This is a genomic window from Allobaculum sp. Allo2, assembly GCF_022701175.1.
Taxonomy (GTDB): domain Bacteria; phylum Bacillota_I; class Bacilli_A; order Erysipelotrichales; family Erysipelotrichaceae; genus Allobaculum; species Allobaculum fili.
Genome location: NZ_CP078088.1, coordinates 40,030 through 60,046 on the forward strand (window position 1 = coordinate 40,030; position 20,017 = coordinate 60,046).

General features: G+C 47.6%; 17 protein-coding genes, 3 tRNA genes, 3 pseudogenes and 1 other annotated feature. Of the genes and pseudogenes, 2 read left to right on the forward strand and 21 right to left on the reverse strand.

Annotated features, from left to right (window positions below; translation table 11 throughout):
• Positions 1 to 179: 179 nt before the first annotated feature.
• Positions 180 to 1,469: an IS256 family transposase gene (locus KWG61_RS00280; protein WP_242744598.1), complete on the forward strand. Its 1,290-nt coding sequence runs from the start codon at positions 180 to 182 to the stop codon at positions 1,467 to 1,469.
• Between the two features lie 768 nt (positions 1,470 to 2,237).
• Here KWG61_RS00280 and KWG61_RS00285 read toward each other — a convergent pair.
• From KWG61_RS00285 to KWG61_RS00360, 17 genes and pseudogenes are all read right to left on the reverse strand, one after another.
• The gene (locus tag KWG61_RS00285) at positions 2,238 to 2,609 is read right to left on the reverse strand and encodes a hypothetical protein (protein WP_242744599.1); all 372 of its coding nucleotides are present in this window, start codon (positions 2,607 to 2,609) and stop codon (positions 2,238 to 2,240) included.
• A 128-nt stretch (positions 2,610 to 2,737) separates the two neighbouring features.
• Positions 2,738 to 3,073 carry a hypothetical protein gene (locus KWG61_RS16785; protein ID WP_367614230.1) on the reverse strand — a complete coding sequence of 112 codons (336 nt, stop codon included), beginning with the start codon at positions 3,071 to 3,073 and terminating at the stop codon, positions 2,738 to 2,740.
• Positions 3,070 to 4,059, reverse strand: a complete 990-nt coding sequence (locus KWG61_RS00290) for a M18 family aminopeptidase (RefSeq protein WP_367614231.1) — start codon at positions 4,057 to 4,059, stop codon at positions 3,070 to 3,072. The genes KWG61_RS16785 and KWG61_RS00290 overlap by 4 nt, the downstream gene beginning before the upstream one ends.
• Positions 4,060 to 4,464: 405 nt before the next feature.
• Positions 4,465 to 5,925, reverse strand: coding sequence for an APC family permease (locus KWG61_RS00295; protein WP_230268170.1), 1,461 nt, complete (start codon positions 5,923 to 5,925; stop codon positions 4,465 to 4,467).
• Between the two features lie 973 nt (positions 5,926 to 6,898).
• Positions 6,899 to 8,083 (reverse strand): elongation factor Tu, encoded by a 1,185-nt coding sequence (tuf, locus tag KWG61_RS00300; RefSeq protein ID WP_230268171.1) that lies wholly within the window; start codon positions 8,081 to 8,083, stop codon positions 6,899 to 6,901.
• Positions 8,084 to 8,154: 71 nt separating this feature from the next.
• The gene (fusA, locus tag KWG61_RS00305) at positions 8,155 to 10,227 is read right to left on the reverse strand and encodes an elongation factor G (RefSeq protein WP_230268172.1); all 2,073 of its coding nucleotides are present in this window, start codon (positions 10,225 to 10,227) and stop codon (positions 8,155 to 8,157) included.
• A gap of 146 nt (positions 10,228 to 10,373) precedes the next feature.
• Positions 10,374 to 10,758: pseudogene (rpsG, locus tag KWG61_RS00310) on the reverse strand (30S ribosomal protein S7); the annotation flags it as partial.
• A 25-nt stretch (positions 10,759 to 10,783) separates the two neighbouring features.
• Positions 10,784 to 11,197: a 30S ribosomal protein S12 gene (gene rpsL / locus KWG61_RS00315; RefSeq protein WP_230268173.1), complete on the reverse strand. Its 414-nt coding sequence runs from the start codon at positions 11,195 to 11,197 to the stop codon at positions 10,784 to 10,786.
• Positions 11,198 to 11,447: 250 nt separating this feature from the next.
• The gene (locus KWG61_RS00320; RefSeq protein ID WP_367614416.1) at positions 11,448 to 12,011 is read right to left on the reverse strand and encodes an ATP-binding cassette domain-containing protein; all 564 of its coding nucleotides are present in this window, start codon (positions 12,009 to 12,011) and stop codon (positions 11,448 to 11,450) included.
• Positions 11,966 to 12,109: a hypothetical protein gene (locus KWG61_RS00325; protein ID WP_242744600.1), complete on the reverse strand. Its 144-nt coding sequence runs from the start codon at positions 12,107 to 12,109 to the stop codon at positions 11,966 to 11,968. Before KWG61_RS00325 ends, KWG61_RS00320 begins: the two co-directional genes overlap by 46 nt.
• Before the next feature lie 89 nt (positions 12,110 to 12,198).
• Positions 12,199 to 12,672 (reverse strand): hypothetical protein, encoded by a 474-nt coding sequence (locus KWG61_RS00330; protein ID WP_230268175.1) that lies wholly within the window; start codon positions 12,670 to 12,672, stop codon positions 12,199 to 12,201.
• A 693-nt stretch (positions 12,673 to 13,365) separates the two neighbouring features.
• Positions 13,366 to 13,737 carry a 50S ribosomal protein L7/L12 gene (gene rplL, locus KWG61_RS00335; protein ID WP_230268176.1) on the reverse strand — a complete coding sequence of 124 codons (372 nt, stop codon included), beginning with the start codon at positions 13,735 to 13,737 and terminating at the stop codon, positions 13,366 to 13,368.
• A gap of 17 nt (positions 13,738 to 13,754) precedes the next feature.
• Positions 13,755 to 14,277 (reverse strand): annotated as a pseudogene (gene rplJ / locus KWG61_RS00340) (50S ribosomal protein L10).
• Between the two features lie 32 nt (positions 14,278 to 14,309).
• Positions 14,310 to 14,432: a sequence feature (ribosomal protein L10 leader region), on the reverse strand.
• 28 nt (positions 14,433 to 14,460) lie between these two features.
• Positions 14,461 to 15,142, reverse strand: a pseudogene (rplA, locus tag KWG61_RS00345) (50S ribosomal protein L1).
• Between the two features lie 12 nt (positions 15,143 to 15,154).
• The gene (gene rplK / locus KWG61_RS00350) at positions 15,155 to 15,583 is read right to left on the reverse strand and encodes a 50S ribosomal protein L11 (RefSeq protein ID WP_230268179.1); all 429 of its coding nucleotides are present in this window, start codon (positions 15,581 to 15,583) and stop codon (positions 15,155 to 15,157) included.
• A 268-nt stretch (positions 15,584 to 15,851) separates the two neighbouring features.
• Positions 15,852 to 15,927: transfer RNA gene (locus KWG61_RS00355), tRNA-Glu, on the reverse strand.
• Positions 15,928 to 16,043: 116 nt separating this feature from the next.
• Positions 16,044 to 16,119: transfer RNA gene (locus KWG61_RS00360), tRNA-Glu, on the reverse strand.
• Positions 16,120 to 16,241: 122 nt separating this feature from the next.
• Here KWG61_RS00360 and KWG61_RS00365 point away from each other — a divergent pair.
• Positions 16,242 to 16,317, forward strand: a tRNA-Ala gene (locus KWG61_RS00365).
• Between the two features lie 465 nt (positions 16,318 to 16,782).
• On the opposite strand, the gene KWG61_RS00370 is transcribed toward KWG61_RS00365, so the two are convergent.
• Genes KWG61_RS00370 through KWG61_RS15665 form a run of 4 tightly spaced genes read right to left on the reverse strand, consistent with a single transcriptional unit; the run spans position 16,783 to position 20,001 of the window.
• Entirely contained in the window at positions 16,783 to 17,568 is a 786-nt protein-coding gene (locus KWG61_RS00370; RefSeq protein ID WP_242744601.1) for a hypothetical protein, read from the reverse strand.
• On the reverse strand, positions 17,565 to 18,503 hold the full coding sequence (locus tag KWG61_RS00375; protein ID WP_242744602.1) for a discoidin domain-containing protein: 939 nt from the start codon (positions 18,501 to 18,503) through the stop codon (positions 17,565 to 17,567). Before KWG61_RS00375 ends, KWG61_RS00370 begins: the two co-directional genes overlap by 4 nt.
• Positions 18,500 to 19,756, reverse strand: a complete 1,257-nt coding sequence (locus KWG61_RS00380) for a beta-N-acetylglucosaminidase domain-containing protein (RefSeq protein ID WP_256460727.1) — start codon at positions 19,754 to 19,756, stop codon at positions 18,500 to 18,502. Before KWG61_RS00380 ends, KWG61_RS00375 begins: the two co-directional genes overlap by 4 nt.
• The gene (locus tag KWG61_RS15665) at positions 19,723 to 20,001 is read right to left on the reverse strand and encodes a beta-N-acetylglucosaminidase domain-containing protein (protein WP_367614417.1); all 279 of its coding nucleotides are present in this window, start codon (positions 19,999 to 20,001) and stop codon (positions 19,723 to 19,725) included. The genes KWG61_RS00380 and KWG61_RS15665 overlap by 34 nt, the downstream gene beginning before the upstream one ends.
• Between the last annotated feature and the right edge of the window lie 16 nt (positions 20,002 to 20,017).

Consider the following 20,017-nt stretch of genomic DNA (forward strand, 5'->3'; position numbering starts at 1 on the left):
TTGATCCTCCTGAGTGTTCTCGGTCCTCTCTGATTCATGTATCATTCACCAGAGTCTCAGAATTCTCGCAGGCGTCAGGCTTCCGATCGAGAGTGTAAGGTCTTTTGTGTAAATTCCATCAAGGCATCAGACTGATACAATCAGCTTGAGCCTGACAAATTTATACAAGGAGACCACTTATGCCACGTAAAGCTAAAGCTGCACCAGCCCTTCAGAAACAGATTGCTTCAACCATCGTTAAGAAATACAAACCTAAGACGTTTAAAGAAGCCTCAGACCTCATCAGGGAAATCTTTTGCCCTGTCCTTGAGCAGATGCTCCAGGGAGAGCTTGATTCGCATCTCGGCTATACCAGCGGATCGCATGCCCCTAAATCGACGGATAACCGCCGCAACGGCTATTCTGAGAAGACGGTAAGGTCTTCTCAGGGCGAGCTGGATCTGCGTATTCCTCGTGATCGCCTTGGTACATTCGAACCGCAGGCTGTTCCTAAAGGCAGTCGGGATATTTCAGATATCGAGGACAAAATACTCCGTATGTATGGCCAGGGCATGTCGCAGCGCGACATCTCCGACATCATCCAGGATATCTATGGCTTCCCGGTCTCTGCGGATACGATTTCAAACATCATTGATCGTGTCTATCCGGTTGTTGATGAGTGGCGTCATCGTCCCCTGAAGAAGTGCTATCCTTTCGTATTCGTCGATTGCCTTTATGTATCGGTCAAAACCGATCGTGGTGCAAAAGAACAGGCTGTATATGTGGTTCTTGGCTATGACACGGAAGGCTGCAAAGATATCCTTGGCATCTGGATCGGCGAGAGCGAGTCCAGGCACTTTTGGATGGAGATCTTTGACGAACTGAAGGCACGAGGCATAGAAGACATCTTTTTCCTGTCCATGGACGGTGTAAGCGGGCTTGAAAGCGGCGCTCAGGCTGTATTTCCGAACGTTACTGTGCAGCGCTGCATTGTTCATATTCTTCGTAACTCGCTTAAATATATTCCAAACAAAGAAAGAGCTGGTTTCCGCAAGGATATCAAGAGAGTCTACGGTGCTTTGAACGCTAAAGAAGCAGAGGGTGCTTTCGATGAATTTGAGGAGAAATGGAGCCAATATCCTGGTGCCGTGAGCGTCTGGGAACGTAACTTTCATCACGTACTCCAGCTGTTTAACCACGGCAGCGCTGTCCGAAAGATAATATATACAACCAATGCGATTGAGTCGGTTAACTCCAGCCTGCGAAAAGTAACAAAAAGGGCTCGTTTCCAAATGAGGATTCAGTTTATAAGGCTTTGTATCTACGCATTGTGGAGCTTGAGAAGAAATGGCAGGGACGAACGGTTCAAAACTGGGCAATGGTACGCAATCAGCTCCTGTGCGAGGAAGAACTGGGCGCCAGGCTGGAGAAGTACTCAGCCAGATAAGCGGCAGATCCGAAATCCGCTCATGAAATTTTCTTCCGCTTAAACCCTTTACAGCGGGTCCCCGCTCCCCTGCACCCCCTGAAGACGTCCCCGCCGTCGAAAAATGCCACCCTGGCAGGGACGTCACAAGTCTAGCAGGGGGCGCCCGCTATAAAGGGCCGCTCCAGAAATTTTCAATCGCTCATCGTCCAGCGACGTGTTTCGGGCCTTCGAAACGGCCAAATGTTTTTACCACCAAAAACGAATTTACACAAAATTTTTGACATGTCCTTCCGATCTCATGCTTCCGTCGCGGCGACTTTGCGTTTTCCTTTCTTATATTTATCTTATTTGCCTTATTTGCCGTATATGCGCTTCTTATATTTGCCCTCATATTCGCTTATTTGAATTTTTGCGCGTTCTTCCATATGTTCGCCTCGCTTGTATGCACGCTCTCCCCATTCATCCATATATAACGCAATTAAAGCGGCACATAGAATCTAGCCTGACCACGCAAAGTTCGGACCTTGGCAGACCGATCCCTCCATTCCAGCTCGATCTGCCTTTCACCTATCACTGTTCACGTATCATCCTCACCCCAGAAAGAGGATCGCAGCCCGGATCCGGAGCGTCTCTAGATGATCCGACTTCGCGTTCTGACAGATTCTTATATTAGAAAAAGCCTGAACGCTATTTTTAGCGTTCAGGCTGATTTCTAAATGGTTTTCCTGAATAAATTTTTCCTGCATTTTCTTGAAACGCCAGAGGCTGAAGAAATAGGTGACCAGGAAAATCACAATCGAGCTGTCAAAATTGCGGAAGACCTGCATCATCAAAACCAGAGGACGAGAGCCAGGACGTCGGTCAGAACCATCGGCCGCGTATTGCCGTACAGCTCAGCGGTCTGCAGCTGCGTTCTAAGGTTCAGGATGGCAAGCGCTGCACCAATGGCAGCAACGACGGCGTCCACCGAGAAGTTAACGAGATACTTTCCGAAAATGGCATTGCGGATGAAGGAGCAGAGCAGAACCATCGCAAACGCGGTCGTTATGCCGGATAGACGAAAGGTTCCTCGATCTTCAATCATCTGTTTTCTGGCAAAGTCCCGAAAGGAAGTGCTTCTCTTGCGGGAAAGCAGCTTTTCCGGAAGTTTGCGGTCTTCCAGTCTCTCCTGAGCCGCCCACCCGATCAGCAGATGCTTCATGCCGGCGCTCTCGTCGGTTCGATCGATCTGTTCGAGCGCTTTCTGATACGGAACATCGTCAATCAGGCCAGCGGTGTTGCTGGTAATCGATTTGGTCAGCCAGACCGGTTCTTTTTCTTCTTCGCCATTTATTCGAAGCTTACGGAGTCTGCTCCGTCAATCTTGATATTGGTGCTGAAGTAAGTCTGCATCGCCTGGAAGAGATAGTACGGATCTTTGGCACCGCCGGTCTCAAAGGAAGAATGCATGGCCAGCTGAGCCAGTCCGATGTCAACAGCGTGTACAGATACCTGAGTATTGGAAAGGTTGCCCAGCGTCGATCCGCCGACAATATTCGAACGGTTTGCGAAGTTCTGTACAGGAACGCCGGCTTTTTCGCAGATCATTGTGAATACAGATCTCGAGAAGGCGTCGGTTGTGTACTTCTGGTTAGCGGCCTCTTTAATAATTGGGCCGTGGTTCATGTAAACCGTGTTTTCGCCGGCATCGGTTTTTCCGGATGGTTTGGATGAACGGCATGGCCATTATCCGCCGATACGAGGAAGCTTGCGGATACGGCGCGGTAGTATTCTTCTTCCGTTTTGCCGAGCGCGCTGTTGATCCGACGGAGCACATCGTGCAGGAAGGTCGACATAGCGCCCTGCTTGGTGTTGGAGCCGACTTCTTCGTTGTCGAAGCAGCAGTAAACATCAATCTTGTTTCCGTGTTCTGCATTCAGGAAGCCCTGCAGAGTCGTATAGGCGCATTCGAGGTCGTCAAGTTTCGGGCTGGATACGAATTCATCCTTGTAGCCCCAGAGAATGCCTTTCTGACGGTTAACCAGGAACAGATCCTTGCCCTTGATGGCATTTACATCTACGCCAAGTTCGTCAGCAACCATCTGATTGAAGGAGCCTTTGGTCATTGCGCCGCAGGAGAACAGAGGGCACAGATCCACCTGACGGTTGAACGCGAAGCCTTCGTTGATCTCACGGTTGAAATGGATCGGCATGTTTGGAATGGTCAGAATATCCTGATCCATATAGAACAGACGGCTTTCGAGACCGTTGCCGGTATCGACCATGACACGTCCGGCAATAGTCAGAGGACGATCGAGCCATGTGGAATCGATCATTCCGCCGTACGCCTCGACGTTAAGACGGATGTATTCAGCCGGCCCGGTAATTTCCGGAACGGATTTGATTTTAAACGTTGGAGAATCGGTATGCGCTGCACTCATCTGGAAATGATAGTCAGTCAGATTTTCCGGAATCATGAACGCAATAATGGAACTGTTGTTGCGAATTGTATAGTAGCCTTTGCCTGGTTCAAGATTCCAGGCGTCTTTTTCTTTCAGCGCGCTGAATCCTTTGGCTTCAAGTTCAGCGGCAATGGAATGTACGGAATGAAACATGCTTGGGCACGCTGCAATAAAATCGGTCAGCTTGCCTGCAAATTCTTTGTAGGACATAAGTTTTCCTCCTTATCTAAGACAATACCATATCCAGCAGAAACAGGATGTCCTGGAAAAGCGACTCAAGTACAGAATGACAGTCCTGACTAAAACGAAAAACATCGCTGGTCTAATACGGTTTCCAGACTCCCTTTTCCTTCCTTGCGGGCGGTCTGTCTTTCTGAGCAGAAAGTGCGCCGAGCCGGTCGGTTCCCATTAAAGCCATGGTCAAAAATTATGGGCTGCATGCTTTCTCTCAGCGCAAGGACGCATTTGGCAGACAGTATCGGCAGCCAGATCACCAGATCTGCAGGACAGGGATGAAAAAAGCGGAAAGCCCGAAGACATTCCGCTTTATATTCTCCGAATAAACTCAAATCCGCTCAAACCGAAGGGATTCGAATTCAGAAAGATCAGAGACGTTTATTTTACAATACCAGCTTTGCGATCTTCGGCCTTGCGGATTTCCGGCATGATCAGACCGAGAGCAAGCAGAACGAATGGCATCGCAATGTTCAGAATTGTACGTACGACATCGCCTTCTACATAAACACCGAGAATGCAGCAGAATGCGGTAACGAAGAAGCACCATGCACCAGCAACGATGGCGAAGGTTTTGTTTTTAACAAATACGTAATCGCTGTGGAATTTGTTTCCGGCTGTGCGCAGCATGATATATGCGAAGAATACCCAGAGGTAACGCATTGGCATGCAGACAGAGTTCAGTTTGGTCAGCCAGGTGATGATATCGGCTGCACCAGTTCCGAGCATCTGAATCAGAATGATCGAACCAGCCAGAACACCGATCAGCAGAATACCGTTGGTGTATGCACCGTATTTGTTCTGCTTGAGCAGACTCTTTGGAACATACTGACGAGCGGATTCATCGTCAAGAAGCATACGCAGAGGAGCATCGATGGAAAGAACGAGAGTAGAGAACTGACCGATCGCATTGCAGGCACCGTATACGATAACGAAGAAGTTGCCCAGGTGGTAGTATTCACCGAGTTTCTGGAAGGACATATAAGCACCGTTGGCGATGAACTGTTTCTGGAAATCCGGGTTGGCCAGATCTGCAGAGTTGAACATCATACCCATGGCGATGGTACCGAGGATAGCGCAGACCATAACCATGATTGCCAGGGAGATCATACCTTTCGGGAAGTCTTTACCAGGGTTTTTAACCTTATTTACATAAGGAGAAATCTTTTCACATCCTCCGACTGCGAATACAAGAATCGACAGAGACGTGAAGTACTGCCAGTTGAATGTCGGGATCAAACCTTCCCAGCTCCAGTCAATAGGAGCGAACGAAGCGGACGGGTTGATCGCCGGTGCTGCGAACATCATTACGATGTAGAGCAGAGACATTACGAACATACTCGATCCAGCTACGGAGGTTAGAGCCTTAAGCGGTGTCAGGCCGCGGGAAGCTACCCAGAGGAAGATGATGAAGACAACGAGAGTCGCCAGCTGTACCTGAATTGCAGGCAGGCTGTCATACCATTCGTTGGACAGGAACATCCATGCGAGAGCCTTCAGGCCGCCGCTTCCCTTCGAAGCAATGTAAGGGATATGGACTACCCAGTACGTATAACCAGCGTAATACGCCAGTTTAGGATTGGTTGTTTCCAGAACCCAGCTCGTTACACCGCCGCCGGCAGTTTTAAAAGCGGAACCAAGTTCACCAACCATTAATGCGTAAGGTACAAAGTACAGCAGGAACATCATTACCCATGAGAAGATTACCTGTGTGCCGTTGAAGTACCCAAAGCCGTTTACGACGTTACCAAATCCCCATACGGTTGAGAACGCCATGAACGCCAGAGTCAGCCAGGTGATTTTCTTAGTATCGGTTCCGGCTGAACTTTTCGTTTGGTTCATAATTTGAGAACACTCCTTTCTGACACATTATCCCATAAATATACGGATTTTGGGATAATCTAAGCGTTTAAAAACATTACATTTTCTCCTAAAGATCAAAATCTGCTCAGAACGTCAAAATAGAGCATTCCCGCCTCTTTTGATGCAAGGCATTCACTTAGCATGTGCGTTTACCATTATTACACATTTCAGATAAATTTTTCATAATTTCATTTTGTTTCATCACAAATTTTAACCAAATTTTTGTCAGGCAGGTTTCAAAATTGCCTTACTTGGCGTAAAAATGTAAAAACAGTGAAAATCGACACTTTGTGCTCTCATTTTCGTTTTGTCAACACTTTATTTCGCGATTCGTAGACGGATGTTTTACATCTGTAAACAGTCTGTGTTCCATCACACATTCGCTTTTAACATTAAAAGGGGACTCTGAATGGATTTTGTCTGCCGCTGCAGCATGCATGATCGTCTCAGCATTCGAAATCATCTCGGCATACAGTCAGAACTTTAATGCATTCCTCGTCTGGTCCGCTAGATCACGTTTTCCCTTCCGCTCGTACTAAAACCCTTGAGCTTGCAGTCAGAGATTTATGGTTGTCTCAATGGTTTTCCTGGTTCGGCAGAATAAGGCTCCAGAACAGCGTTCTGCTGCTCGTATATGAATGCGATACAGTTTTCCTGTTATTCTCTTCAAAACCGTCAGAAAGGCCTCATACGCTTTTCTAGACCGCAAGCTATGAATAAGGACCCAATTTCCCCAGCCATTGAATTTTTTCAAATATACAGTTGAGAGGAAATAAGAATTGCTAGAGGATCGTGTGTGCAGAGAGGCAGCCATTATCGGTCAGGCCCTGATTTCAACTGGCGAATCCGTCTCTTCTTGGTAGGCAAAAAACAAAAGGAGAACCCATTCGTAAGATTGGGTTCTCCTTAATTTCTTAGTTAGCTGAAAGCTTCGTCAGTTTCTGAACGTCGATTATTCAACGATTTCAGTAACGTTACCAGCGCCTACAGTGTGTCCGCCTTCACGAATAGAGAAGGTAGTACCGTTTTCGATAGCGATAGGAGCGATCAGTTCAACGGACATTTCAACGTTGTCGCCAGGCATAACCATTTCAACGCCTTCTGGCAGAGTGATTACACCAGTTACGTCAGTTGTACGGAAGTAGAACTGAGGACGGTAGTTGGAAACGAACGGTGTGTGACGTCCGCCTTCATCTTTGCTCAGTACGTAAACCTGAGCTTTGAATTTTGTGTGAGGATGAACGGATCCTGGTTTTGCCAGAACCTGTCCACGCTGTACTTCGTCACGTGCAACACCACGGAGCAGAGCACCGATGTTGTCACCAGCACGAGCTTCGTCGAGCTGTTTGTGGAACATTTCCAGACCAGTCAGTACAGTGGAGCGAGTTGGTTTGATACCAACGATTTCTACTGTGTCGGACAGGTGAGCAGTACCACGTTCTACACGACCTGTAGCAACGGTACCACGACCGGAAATTGTCATAACGTCTTCGACAGCCATCAGGAATGGTTTGTCGACATCACGAACTGGATCATCGATCCAGGAATCAACAGCGTCCATCAGTTCTTCGATAGCCGGTGTCCATTTCGGATCGCCTTCGAGAGCTTTCAGAGCGGATCCGCGGATGATTGGAGTGTCGTCGCCGTCGAATTCATATTCGTCGAGGAGTTCACGAATTTCCATTTCAACAAGGTCGATCAGTTCTTCGTCGTCAACCATGTCGCATTTGTTCAGGAATACAACCATTTTAGGTACGCCTACCTGACGAGCGAGCAGGATGTGCTCACGAGTCTGAGGCATAGGTCCGTCAGTGGCAGCTACAACGAGGATAGCGCCATCCATCTGAGCTGCACCAGTGATCATGTTCTTGATGTAGTCAGCGTGACCCGGGCAGTCTACGTGTGCATAGTGACGTTTGTCTGTCTGGTATTCAACGTGAGCGGTGTTGATGGTGATTCCACGTTCTTTTTCTTCTGGAGCACCGTCAATCTGATCGTAATCTGTTTTCTCAGCCATGCCTTTGCCGCTGAGAACGCTGGTGATTGCAGCAGTCAGAGTTGTTTTACCGTGGTCAACGTGTCCAATGGTACCAATGTTGACATGGGTTTTACTTCTGTCAAATTTTTGCTTAGCCATTATTTCCTCCTAGAGTTATTCAGACTGTTTCATTTTAAGGCTTTCGAATTTTAAAAGCAATAATGAGTATTTTACTTACCGGACTCGGCAATGATCTTCTCAGAAATCGACTTCGGTACTTCACTGTAGTGGTCGAATTTCATCGAGTAGTTGCCGCGGCCCTGGGTAAAGGAACGCAGGTCAGTTACATAGCCGAACATTTCTGACAGCGGGATGAATGCACGTACGATGACGGCATTTCCGCGTTCTTCCTGATCGTTGATCTGACCGCGACGGCTGGATACGTCGCCCATTACAGAACCAAGGTATTCTGCTGGTGCTGTAATTTCAACGAGCATGATTGGCTCGAGCAGTACAGGATCGCACTTCTTGGCAGCTTCACGAAGAGCCATGGAAGCAGCAATCTTGTAGGCCTGTTCGGAGGAGTCGACATCATGGTAGCTTCCGTCGAACAGAGTTGCTTTAACGTCAATCATCGGGTAGCCGGCGAGTACACCTTTTTCAAGAGCGTCCTGCAGACCTTCGTTGGTTGGCTTGATGTATTCCTTAGGTACGGTTCCACCAACAACAGCGTCGATGAATTCGTATCCTTTACCTTCTTCATTCGGTTCAAACTTGATCCATACGTGACCGTACTGACCTTTACCACCGGACTGACGGATGTATTTACCTTCACATTCCGCAGCTTTACGGATTGTTTCACGGTAAGCAACCTGCGGCTGGCCAATCTTCGCATCGACGTTGAATTCTCTGCGCAGACGGTCAACGATGATATCGAGGTGAAGTTCACCTACACCAGCGATAATGGTCTGTCCAGTTTCCTTATTTGTATAAGTTCTGAACGTAGGGTCTTCTTCAGCCAGTTTGGCAAGAGCCAGACCCATCTTGTCCTGGTCAGCTTTCGTCTTTGGTTCAAGGGACTGTTCAATAACAGGTTCCGGGAATTCCATCTTTTCAAGAATGATCGGATGGTCCGGCTCGCAGAGGCTGTCACCAGTTGTGGTGTTTTTCAGACCTACTGCTGCCGCAATGTCGCCTGCGAAAACCTGCGGGATTTCGTGACGGCTGTTGGCATGCATCTGCATGATACGGCCGAAACGTTCTTTCGTATCCTTTGTGGAGTTGAGAACGTAGCTTCCGGAATCAGCTGTACCGGAGTAAACGCGGAAGAACGTAAGTTTTCCGACGTATTTATCGGTCATGATTTTGAAAGCAAGCGCAGAGAACGGTTCTTCATCGGAAGGATGACGTTCATCCGGTTCGCCATCAAGAGTCGTACCTTTGATTGCCGGTACGTCAATCGGAGACGGGAGGTAGTCAACAACTGCGTCGAGCATTGGCTGAACGCCTTTGTCTTTATAAGCGGATCCGCAAAGAACCGGGAAGAATTCAACGTCGCATACCGCTTTACGGATAACGCGCTTGATATCTTCAATGGAAGGTTCTTCACCTTCGAGGACCTGCATCATCAGATCTTCATCAAAGTCAGACAGAGTTTCGAGGAGTTTCATGCGATACTCTTCAACCATGTCTACCATGTCTTCAGGGATAGGGCCATCTTCAACGATGATACCTTTGTCGCCTTTGTTATAGACCGCTTTGCGTTCGATCAGATCTACAAGACCTTCGAATTCACTTTCAGCGCCGATCGGCAGCTGAATTGGAGCAGCTTTAACGCCCAGGCGATCAACGATCGTCTGGCAGCTCATCAGGAAGTCAGCTCCTGTTGAGTCCATTTTATTTACGAATACAATACGGGGAACTCCGTATTCGGAGGCCTGACGCCATACTGTTTCAGTCTGTGGTTCAACACCGGCCTTGGCATCGAGGACTGTAACCGCACCATCGAGAACGCGCAGGGAACGTTCAACTTCTACTGTGAAGTCAACGTGGCCCGGAGTATCGATAATGTTGATTCGGTTGCCTCTCCAATGAACGGTTGTAGCCGCAGATGTAATCGTGATACCACGTTCAGCTTCTTGTTCCATCCAGTCCATTGTGGATGCGCCATCATGAGTTTCACCAATTCTGTGGTTAAGACCTGTGTAATACAGGATACGTTCAGTGGTGGTTGTTTTGCCGGCGTCGATATGTGCCATGATACCGATATTACGGGTATTTTCTAATGAATATTCTCTTGGCATAATTCGACATCCTTTCTAGAGCTCCGATTGCCGTTTTTAATAACAGCTGAATCGGATGCAGACTACCAGCGGTAGTGAGCAAAAGCCTTGTTGGCTTCCGCCATGCGATGAACGTTGTCGCGCTGTTTTACCGATGCACCCACACCGTTAGCGGCATCGATGATTTCAGCAGCAAGTCGCTGTTCCATCGTTTTTCGTTACGCAGGCGTGCGTAGTTCACGAGCCAGCGCAGTCCAAGTGTCAGACGGCGTTCTTCAGATACTTCAACTGGTACCTGGTAGTTCGCACCGCCTACACGGCGAACCTTAAGTTCGAGCTGAGGCATAATGTTGCCCAGCGCCTGTTCAAAACTTCCATTGGCTGTTTGCCAGTCTTAACCTCGACAATGTCGAAGGCGTTGTACAGAATTTTCTGTGCAGTTCCACGTTTTCCGTCAATCATGATTTTGTTAATTAAACGAGTGACGAGTTTGGAATTGTAAATAGGATCTGGAAGTACATCCCGTTTTGCAATATGTCCTTTTCTTGGCATCTTTTATTCTCCTTTCACGATTGACTTATTTCTTAGGTTTCTTGGTTCCGTAAAGAGAGCGGCTCTGACGACGGTCCGTTACACCTGCGCAGTCAAGAGTACCGCGAACGATATGGTAACGTACACCAGGCAGGTCTTTAACACGACCGCCGCGGATCAGTACTACCGAGTGCTCCTGGAGGTTGTGTCCGATACCTGGAATGTAAGCAGTAACTTCCATTCCGTTGCTAAGACGTACACGAGCATATTTACGAAGAGCAGAGTTAGGTTTCTTCGGAGTCATTGTTCCGACACGGGTGCAGACGCCGCGTTTCTGCGGGCTGGACAGGCTTGTCGGTCTGGACTTCAATGAGTTGTATCCGCGGTTCAGTGCAGGAGATTTAGACATGTTCTCGCTGGACTGACGGCCTTTGCGAATTAACTGATTAATAGTAGGCATTTCTTCTCCTTATCTACTTGTATCAACTTATTCATGCGAACGAATCCGGGTGGACCATTTTTCGTCCTTTTAAAAGCGGGAATCTATCCCGCGCATGCTTTGACAGTTTAGTAGATCACAAAATATATGTCAATCACAAAAATCATGAAAATTATGAAACTGTTTTGTAACCGGAATTTTCACTCTCAGACCACTTTTCGCCCTTACTCATCGCCCTTCCTAACTGAGTCAGCCGATACGTAAGTATTTTCTATCGGCTTTTCCCGGTCTGAATTTTGTAAAAGACAATTCGGGCATTCATATATTCTGCTTCCCGAAGATCATGCGTTGCAAAGACGATTGCGAACCCCATCTGTTTCTGCAGCTGCAGAAGCGTATCCATAAGCACGTAACGCAGCTTTTCATCCAGCGCATGGAAAGTCTCATCCAGAAGAAGCAGATCCGGATTCTTCATCATGGCGCGAGCGAGTGCTGTGCGTTTCCGCTGACCAGCTGACAAAGTCCCTGCTTTCTGTTTCAGAAAGGTATCACAGTGAAAAATCGATGCCCAGTTCCTGGCGGCGTTCGTTCGTAAGGCGCGCGGAATCGTTCCCCAGTCGCATCCCAGACAAATGTTTTCGAGTGTACTGAGACAGGGATACAGCCGATCATCATCAAATACCATGGATACCGTTCCGACTCGATCCAGTGTTCCTTGATTTGGATCAATCAGTCCGGCCAGAACGCGGAGCACGGTACTTTTCCCGATTCCAGAAGGACCGCACAGCGCTACTCTTCCTTTACGGCAAACTGTAAGCGAAAAATCTTCAAGGATCGTTTTCCCGCCAAGAGTAACATTGATTTTTGGGCTGTGATTAAAGTCTCATAAGAATCATCCTGTTTTTTCTCGATGCCCGTCGTATCGTAGTCCATTTTCAAGCTTCCTCATGTTTGTCTATGGAATTACGATAACAAAAAGCCCGTCGAGCGGGCTTTTGTATTTCTTTTCAATTATTGCTTTCTTACTGGAATCTGAATCCGAACTTTGCAAGATAATCGTAAACCTGATCCATGTTGGTTTGAGAGATCTCTCTTACGACGATCATGTTGTTGTTCTTTGCATCAAAAGCCACGATTGCATTTACGTAGTTGATGGAGTTGTTGAATACTGCAACGCTGCCAGCTCCGTTTTCCTGTTCTGCAAGCATGTAGTAATCCGACTGCGTCATAACTGCTTTTTCCTGGTCATAGGCTTCAACAGCACTCATCAGGTCATCAAAACGAGTAACACTTACATTTGCACCGCCGTCTTCACCAACAGCCTTGAAGCTGACTTTATTGCCATTTTCTGTAACGTCTTCTACCGAATAGCCATAAGCACCAAATTCCTGAACCGCCGCTTCAGATACCTCGCTGTTTGTCTGGGCTGCTGCAGCGCATCCTGTAAGGGAAAGAACCATAGCCGCTGCGGCAATAGATTTTGTAAACTTGTTCATGTTTTTATGTCTCCTTCTTTATTTCGCCTTTATTATAGGAACTTCCGTGAAGGAGAAAAGAAATTTGGCCTGTTTATTTTAAGTTTTTCCGGTTGATATCTAACTATAATTTATGTATTCGTTTACATGAGAATTCTTAATGCGAATTTTGCAGATATGTATCCTCTTTCACCTTTCACGCATAGCAGAGTTGTCAATAGCGATTAGTCAATTTATTGGATTCTGCGTGAATTTGATCGGTTTTCTGCTGTTTTGCAAATTTATCCAGAAATGGATATGTACATGTTTTTCCAGGCCCAGATATCGGATTCAACAAGTGCTGCTATTTTTGATCGCTTTCTTTCTTCAACGTTTCCGGTGATCAAACTGACATCGTTTATATGATTTGCTATAATAAAGCCGCTCAAGGAATTACATTTTTCCTACATCTGAGATATGGGATTTCGGATGCTCTTGCCGGTGTCGAATACCAGCAATAAGCTGCTTTTTCGCGGATGAAGCTGGGATCCTAAACGCAATGGCAGAAAACCCACCTGTACATACAACAGGCAAAAATCTCATTTCTTGAGTGACCGGAGTGATCCGGTCTTTTTTTGCCCTGGTTTTTCCGGCCGAAAGAAAAGAGCGAGGCCCCGAAAGGCTTCGCTCTTTTTAATTGTGTTAAAAGTAGAATTCGTGCGTCTGTGGAACCAATTACTTGATTTCGACAGTAGCGCCAGCTTCCATGAGTTTTTCTTTGATCTTTTCTGCTTCATCAGGAGAGATGTTCTCTTTGATAACAGCAGGAACAGCATCAACGAGTTTCTTAGCGTCGATCAGACCGAGACCAGTGAGTTCACGTACGGCTTTGATAACCTGTACTTTGGTTCCGCCAACGTTAGTCATCGTTACGGTTACTTCGCTTGGTTCGTCGTTAGCAGCAGTGTCAGCAGCAGCTGGACCAGCAGCTACAGCAGCAGCTACAACGCCGAATTTTTCTTCGATTGCTTTTACGAGTTCGTTCAGTTCAAGGATTGTTGCTTCTTCGAGATAGGACAGGATTTCGTCCTGAGTCAGTTTAGCCATGTTAAGTTTTCCTCCAATTACGCTGCAGCTTCTTCTGCAGGGGCTTCGCCTGCCTGACCTTTTTCTCAGCAAGAGCTTTGATGGTCAGAGCAAACTTGATAACAGGTGCATTCAGGGTAGATGCAAATTTTGCGAGCATGCCTTCTTTGTTAGGCAGACCAGCGAGAGTTTTGATTGTTGCTTCGTCTACTACGGCACCGTCTACAATGCCGCTTTTCAGAATCAGCTTGTCGTGAGTTTTTGCGAAATCAGCGAGGACGCGAGCAGGAGCTACCTGATCGTGGCCGAATGCGAGTGCGTTCGGTCCTTTGAGTGCAGCATCCAGACCGTCGAGGCCAAGCTGTTCAACAGCGCGCTGAGCGATGGTGTTTTGTAAACCTTCATCTCAACGTTTTCGTTGCGGAGAGCATGTCGGAGTTCTGTGATCTCCGCTACGGTAAGTCCGCGATACTCAACTACGACAACAGAGCTAGAATCAGAAATCTTTTTCGAGAGCTCAGCAACATCAGCTTCCTTTTGAGCAAGGACATCTTTGTTCATGAGTTTTCCTCTGCTTTCTGTATATTGCATCAATATTCAAAGATAAAGCCCGCGCGTGCGGGCTTGAATGGCATATGAAAATAATGCTCTTCAATCCCTCGGTAACATGATTAAGCTTTCGCCGTTACTGTCTTTGGAATATTGAAACAATCAAATAGTACGGTTGAAGATTGCGCTTGTCAATTACTTCATTTCAACATGGATACCAGGACCCATAGTTGTGGAAAGAACAAGGTTCTTCATGTAAGTGCCTTTAACTTTGGATGGACGAGCTTTTTGATTACTTCGTAAACTGCGTTGAAGTTTTCAACGAGCTTGTCGTTGTCAAAGGATACTTTTCCGATCAGTACGTTGATGTTGCCGGCTTTGTCAACACGGTAAGTGATTTTACCTTTTTAACTTCGTTAACAGCGTTAGCAATATCCATCGTTACTGTACCGGTTTTTGGGTTAGGCATCAGACCTTTAGGTCCGAGTACGCGTCCCAGACGGCCCAGTTTACCCATCATGTTCGGAGTGGCGATAAGAACATCAAAATCGAACCATCCGCCCTGGATTTTCTGGATCAGTTCGTCAGAGCCTACAAAATCCGCACCGGCATCCTCAGCTTCTTTTGCTTTGTCGCCTTCAGCAACAACAGCAACGACCTGGGATTTGCCAGTTCCGTTCGGGAGAACCATTGCGCCGCGGATCTGCTGGTCAGCATGACGCGGGTCAACGTTCAGGTTGAAAGATACTTCAACTGTTTCTGTCGAATTTAGCGGAGCTGGCTTTTTAGCCAGATCAACAGCTTCTTCAACGGTATATACTTTAGAGCGATCGATCTGATCTTTCGCTGCCGCATAGCGTTTACTTACTTTTGCCATTGGTCTTCCTCCTTATCCTTCGTATCCTGTAACTTTGATACCCATGTTCTTTGCAGTACCGGCAATGATCTTCATAGCAGCTTCAATGTCGTTAGCGTTCAGATCGGGCATTTTGTATTCAGCAATTTCTTTAAGCTGGTCAACAGTGATTGTTCCAGCAGTCTGTTTCTGGTCGCCGCTTGCTTTTGCAACGCCTGCTGCCTTTTTAATCATCTGAGCAGCCGGAGTTGTTTTCAGCACGAAGTCAAAGCTCTTGTCTTCGTAAGCAGTGATCACAACAGGCACGATATCGCCGCGGCGTTCTTTGGTTGCATCGTTAAATGCAGAGCAGAACTGCGGCATGTTGATTCCAACACCTGCGAGGCCTGGACCTGGTTTGGCTCCGCCAGCAGGGAACTGGAGTTTTACAACTTTGGTAATCTTTTTCTTTTTCTTAGCCATAAGACTCTCCTCCTGTATTGGTCTTATGCAGTGGTTTACGGACACGAAAGACGCGTCCTCCCACGCATGCCTTGAACATATTACTCGGAAAGAACCTTTTTGCAATCGATAGAAATGGGAAAAGAGTGTGAAAAAGCGTCAAAATCCCCATAGATAGGGCAAGTTCGATGCTTTCAAATACGTCAGTATCCCAGATCTGGATCACACTGCCATTCTGCAGAGTTTGTATTATATAAAAACTCCGGGATCTACCCGGAGGAATTTTCAATGGTGACGCGTACGGGATTCGAACCCGTGAATGTATGCGTGAAAGGCATATGAGTTAACCGTTTCTCCAACGCGCCGTTTGCTTTTTTGCCTCGATCGGCTTCGTTATAATATCACAATCCAATGCATTTGCAACTAAAAAGAAAAATACTTTAAGCACAAAAAACCCGGATATCTCCGGGTGAATTTTCTATGGTGACGCGTACGGGATTCGAACCCGTGAATGTATGCGTGAAAGGCATATGAGTTAACCGTTTCTCCAACGCGCCGTCGTCTTAGTGCTTAATCATAATATCATCTGTTCTATAGAATGCAAATAAAATGTACTCTTCAAAAATAAAAATTTAAGGCCTTCAAATTCTATCAGTTTTTGATATACTTTGACTTGCACGGGGTGTTAGCTCAGTTGGGAGAGCGCTTGCTTCGCATGCAAGAGGTCAGGGGTTCGAATCCCCTACGCTCCACCACCGAAAACAAAAGGTTGCAACAGATCAAATCTGCTGCAACCTTTTTGCTTTTGCTCTCCTTTGCAAGCATTGGGACAGCCAAGAATCGGGTCCCCGTACACTGAGACAGCGAGGATCGCTCCCCAAATTCTGAGATTCCGTCCATACAGTCTTCACCAAAGGAACGATCGAAGGATCACCCCGCGGATGCGGGGACAACAGAAATCAAAACCAAAAGGGCAGCGACAGACAGGATCTCTCAAGCTCCATGTGGACATCACTTGATGACTGCTTTGCTTATCCCAGTAGTTTCCATGAACATTTTAGCATATCTCTCGTGATTTCTATCCTAAAATCAATTTATTTTGATTTTATATGTCATTCATTTCGCCAATAAAGGCAAAAGCGCAGGGCACCGGTAGATGGTGACCTGCGCTTTAGCGTAACACAAGCTTGTTATTTACTATTTCTTCCCAAAATCAGCGATCAGCGATTTAAAGCGTCGATTTTTTCTGCATCTGGGGCAAGGCGTAAAGCAAGAAGATCGCGATTCAGATCTTCGGCTGCCTCGTTCACTGCAGCCTGATCAGCGTTCGTATTGTTATAAACGGTCTGCGCAGCGCGGATCTGACTAGTCCACTGCTCCAACGCCTGGCCTTCAAGTGCGTAGTCGGAAAGTTTGATTCCTTTGGCTTTAGTCAGCACTGTGCTGAGCTGAGACTTTTCTGCGGTGTCCCCGGTCATCACGATCTCGTAGATTTTTGGTTTTGGCTGATCGGCGCTCCAGTTTACACGCACACGAAGGGCTTTCTTTGTACCATCGAGCGCAAAGCGGTTCACCGATTTTTCCAGAGTTCCCAGATCTGTCCACTCTTCATCTCCTTCATAGAGGACTTTAACAGCCGCATTGGAGAAGTTTTCCGCGTCCTGCACGATAGTCAGGCAAGGCAGCTCGTTCTTTTCGGGAATGACATACTCAAAGGATCCTGCCGGCGCTTTCGGTTCAAAGCATGTTGTCAGATCGTTGTCTGCCGCAAGCTGCATATTTTCTTCCGTACCTGTAAACAGAGACGGAACGTCTTCCGGAAGCGGTGCATCATTGAGTAAAATCTCATGCAGTTTCAGGTAGGCTGACTGCTCCGTTGCTTCCTCTTTGGCACTGTCCGTAACATCGATTCGAATGTAACGAATCCGCGAGCCGTCACCTTCTGTACGCTGGTAGCGCAGTGCGCTGTCAATTACGGTCTTGTCATCCGCGGCATTGACAGTCATGACTTTTTCCAGTCTGTTCCATTGGCGGAAACCGAAATATCACCATGGTAAAGACGCGGGCGATTTTCGGCCATATAAATCGAAAGCGCGTTAAACGGCAGTTCGCGGCCCAGATCAATCATGATACTCTGCCCAGCCGCCTGATTGACGCTTGTCCATGCATACGTCGTCAAATTGCCGTCGGTCAAAGCAGACCAGGAGCCCTCTTTGAGCGGTAAATCGGAAGTAACCGTCGGAACCACACCCGTTGTTTTCATCAGGTTCAGGGCAAAATCAGCAGGAAGCACAACTTCCGCATTCGTGGTATTTCGTACCCGCGCAAAACGAACGGTCTCTCGTCCGGAAATCGTCTCTCTGCTCCAGGCTGTACCATCCAGCGAGTATTCCAGGACGCAGCCCGATGGGGCCTGTGCAGCCTGCAAGGCGGAAATGAAGATCGGATCGGTCAGTTTCACACCGATGGACTGACCCGCCTCAAGAGTCAAAGCGGAATTTGTTTTCAGTGTGACTGTGCTGTCTGTCGATTCAATCGAAGCTGAACCGGCATTTTCCTGCGTCGAATAAATTTGTGCAGGGGTGTTAGCGGACTTATTTACCGTGAACTCGCGAACGCGGGTCCAGAAATCGTGCTTGTTCGGGTTGTTCGGGTCTGTAAATCCAGTAACGCGAAGTCGAATGTAGCGGGCGCGAACATCCAGATTTTTGCGTACGATACGGCTTTCGTTGATATTTTCTTCAATCGGTGTCCAGTTTTCGCCGTCTGCAGAGTATTCAAGAGTGGATTCGTGGAAGCGGTCATGATGCGTATCCGTTTCGCCCTGAATAATTTCCACATCATGGATATTCAGCATACGGCCTAAATCGAGACCATAGTAGTCACCAGCGGTCTGGACACTATTCCAGGAAGCAAACGTCGTTTCATCGCCGTCGATCATTTTTGCGTATTGGTGTTTTCTCCAAAGCTGGAAATTACAGAAGGCGTAAAGCCGTCGTAGTCCGGATTCAGGTTGAGCAGGATTTCATTGGACATTTTCGTCAGCAGATTCTTCACAAACGGATAGAGCCGCTTCGATCCGCCCTTAGCCGTCTTATCGGCATATTCGCGCGGACTGTTATCGTCCCATTTGGCGAATTCTTCGTTGGCTTTGCTGAGGTGAATCCAGGCGTTTTCCATATCGCCTGCGCTGAACGCCGTATAGGCATCCATGGCCGCGATGCCGGCTTTCGCCACCGCGTCGAGCGAATTGAGCCACGGATTCAGATCCGAAAGAAGCGCTTCGCTTCCGTTGGCTTTCATATCGGCAACGGCTGCCGTAATGGCCTTGAACTCGTCATACACGGCCGCAAACTCTTCAGAACTCTCTGCGGGAATTCCGCTGTTCAGTCTGTTCTGAAGCGTTTCCAGACTTTCTTTCAGGTCTTCCGATTCCGGGAAACCGCCTGGATAGCGTCCGGAGTCCGGACAGTTCGACAGATGTCTTGCCACAACCGCATAGCTGTCTGCCACTTCCGGTTCGATGTACTTAAAGCTGTTTTTCCAGATCGTATCGACGTTCTCGGAAAAGTTCTGCGTATTCCACAGCCAGCTCATAAGCTGGAAATAAGCGACCTTATTCGCTTCCGGATAATTGACCGGATTGGACATCAGACCTTTTGTATGCTGGAGATTATCGGCGGTCGAGAAATAAAAATCGATATTGCCGAGATAAATACCGGCTTTATCGTGCTCGGAGCACGGATAGTTGAGCCAGTTGACGATTTCATGACCGGATCGTTCGTAGACCCAGTCAATATCCGTCTGCGTTACTGGGCAGTTTACGCGTTCTCCTGTCCAGTACAGAAGAATATGGTCGTCGAGATTATTTTTATAGGCGTTCAGCTCATTGGTAACTGTGGCTTCCGCTGCCCAGGTCCGGTTGTAGTTGATCGGGCAGTAAACCAACGGTCCGCAGTCACCCTTTGCTTTCAGCCAGGCGTTTACATCGTTCAGAAAGAGCGCGATATCCGCGGGGGCTCCGCTGTTGTAGTCATCGTTCAAAATGTGGAAATCGCGTACTCCGATGTCATACAGCTGCTGGAATTTTGCAAGCAGTGCAGCCAGCCGCTCCTGATATACACCGTAGTTTGCACTGTCTCTTTGCGGCGAAGCACCGTTTAAAAGGCCGATTTTCCGGCATGGAACGACCACGCATAGCGAACCTTGCTGGCTTTGGCCACATCGACAAGGTGCTTAATCTGATTGAGCTCTTCCTGCGGATACTGCGCTTGCCAGTTTGAACCGCCGTGATACGGGTCGGTCTTGGACGCGAAGACATACATATTGCCTTTTACCTTGCGCAGAAAGCGAATCTGCGTCTCGCGGTCTTCGTAGCTGAATCCGCCGTAAAAGCCTTCGATAAATCCGCGCAGTTCCTTATCGGCATAGTCTTCAATCGATACTTTCTTAGCT

Excerpts from the sequence above, each read along its gene's own strand:
- rplL (WP_230268176.1), bottom strand. The coding sequence starts at position 13,737 with ATGGCTAAACTGACTCAGGACGAAATCCTGTCCTATCTCGAAGAAGCA.
- KWG61_RS00280 (WP_242744598.1), top strand. The coding sequence starts at position 180 with ATGCCACGTAAAGCTAAAGCTGCACCAGCCCTTCAGAAACAGATTGCT.
- KWG61_RS00375 (WP_242744602.1), bottom strand. The coding sequence starts at position 18,503 with ATGATCGACGGCGATGAAACGACGTTTGCTTCCTGGAATAGTGTCCAG.
- KWG61_RS00325 (WP_242744600.1), bottom strand. The coding sequence starts at position 12,109 with ATGGACTACGATACGACGGGCATCGAGAAAAAACAGGATGATTCTTAT.
- rplK (WP_230268179.1), bottom strand. The coding sequence starts at position 15,583 with ATGGCTAAGAAAAAGAAAAAGATTACCAAAGTTGTAAAACTCCAGTTC.
- fusA (WP_230268172.1), bottom strand. The coding sequence starts at position 10,227 with ATGCCAAGAGAATATTCATTAGAAAATACCCGTAATATCGGTATCATG.
- rpsL (WP_230268173.1), bottom strand. The coding sequence starts at position 11,197 with ATGCCTACTATTAATCAGTTAATTCGCAAAGGCCGTCAGTCCAGCGAG.
- KWG61_RS00295 (WP_230268170.1), bottom strand. The coding sequence starts at position 5,925 with ATGAACCAAACGAAAAGTTCAGCCGGAACCGATACTAAGAAAATCACC.
- KWG61_RS16785 (WP_367614230.1), bottom strand. The coding sequence starts at position 3,073 with ATGAACCACGGCCCAATTATTAAAGAGGCCGCTAACCAGAAGTACACA.
- KWG61_RS00330 (WP_230268175.1), bottom strand. The coding sequence starts at position 12,672 with ATGAACAAGTTTACAAAATCTATTGCCGCAGCGGCTATGGTTCTTTCC.
- tuf (WP_230268171.1), bottom strand. The coding sequence starts at position 8,083 with ATGGCTAAGCAAAAATTTGACAGAAGTAAAACCCATGTCAACATTGGT.
- KWG61_RS00290 (WP_367614231.1), bottom strand. The coding sequence starts at position 4,059 with ATGTCCTACAAAGAATTTGCAGGCAAGCTGACCGATTTTATTGCAGCG.
- KWG61_RS00370 (WP_242744601.1), bottom strand. The coding sequence starts at position 17,568 with ATGACTGTCAATGCCGCGGATGACAAGACCGTAATTGACAGCGCACTG.
- KWG61_RS00285 (WP_242744599.1), bottom strand. The coding sequence starts at position 2,609 with ATGAAGCATCTGCTGATCGGGTGGGCGGCTCAGGAGAGACTGGAAGAC.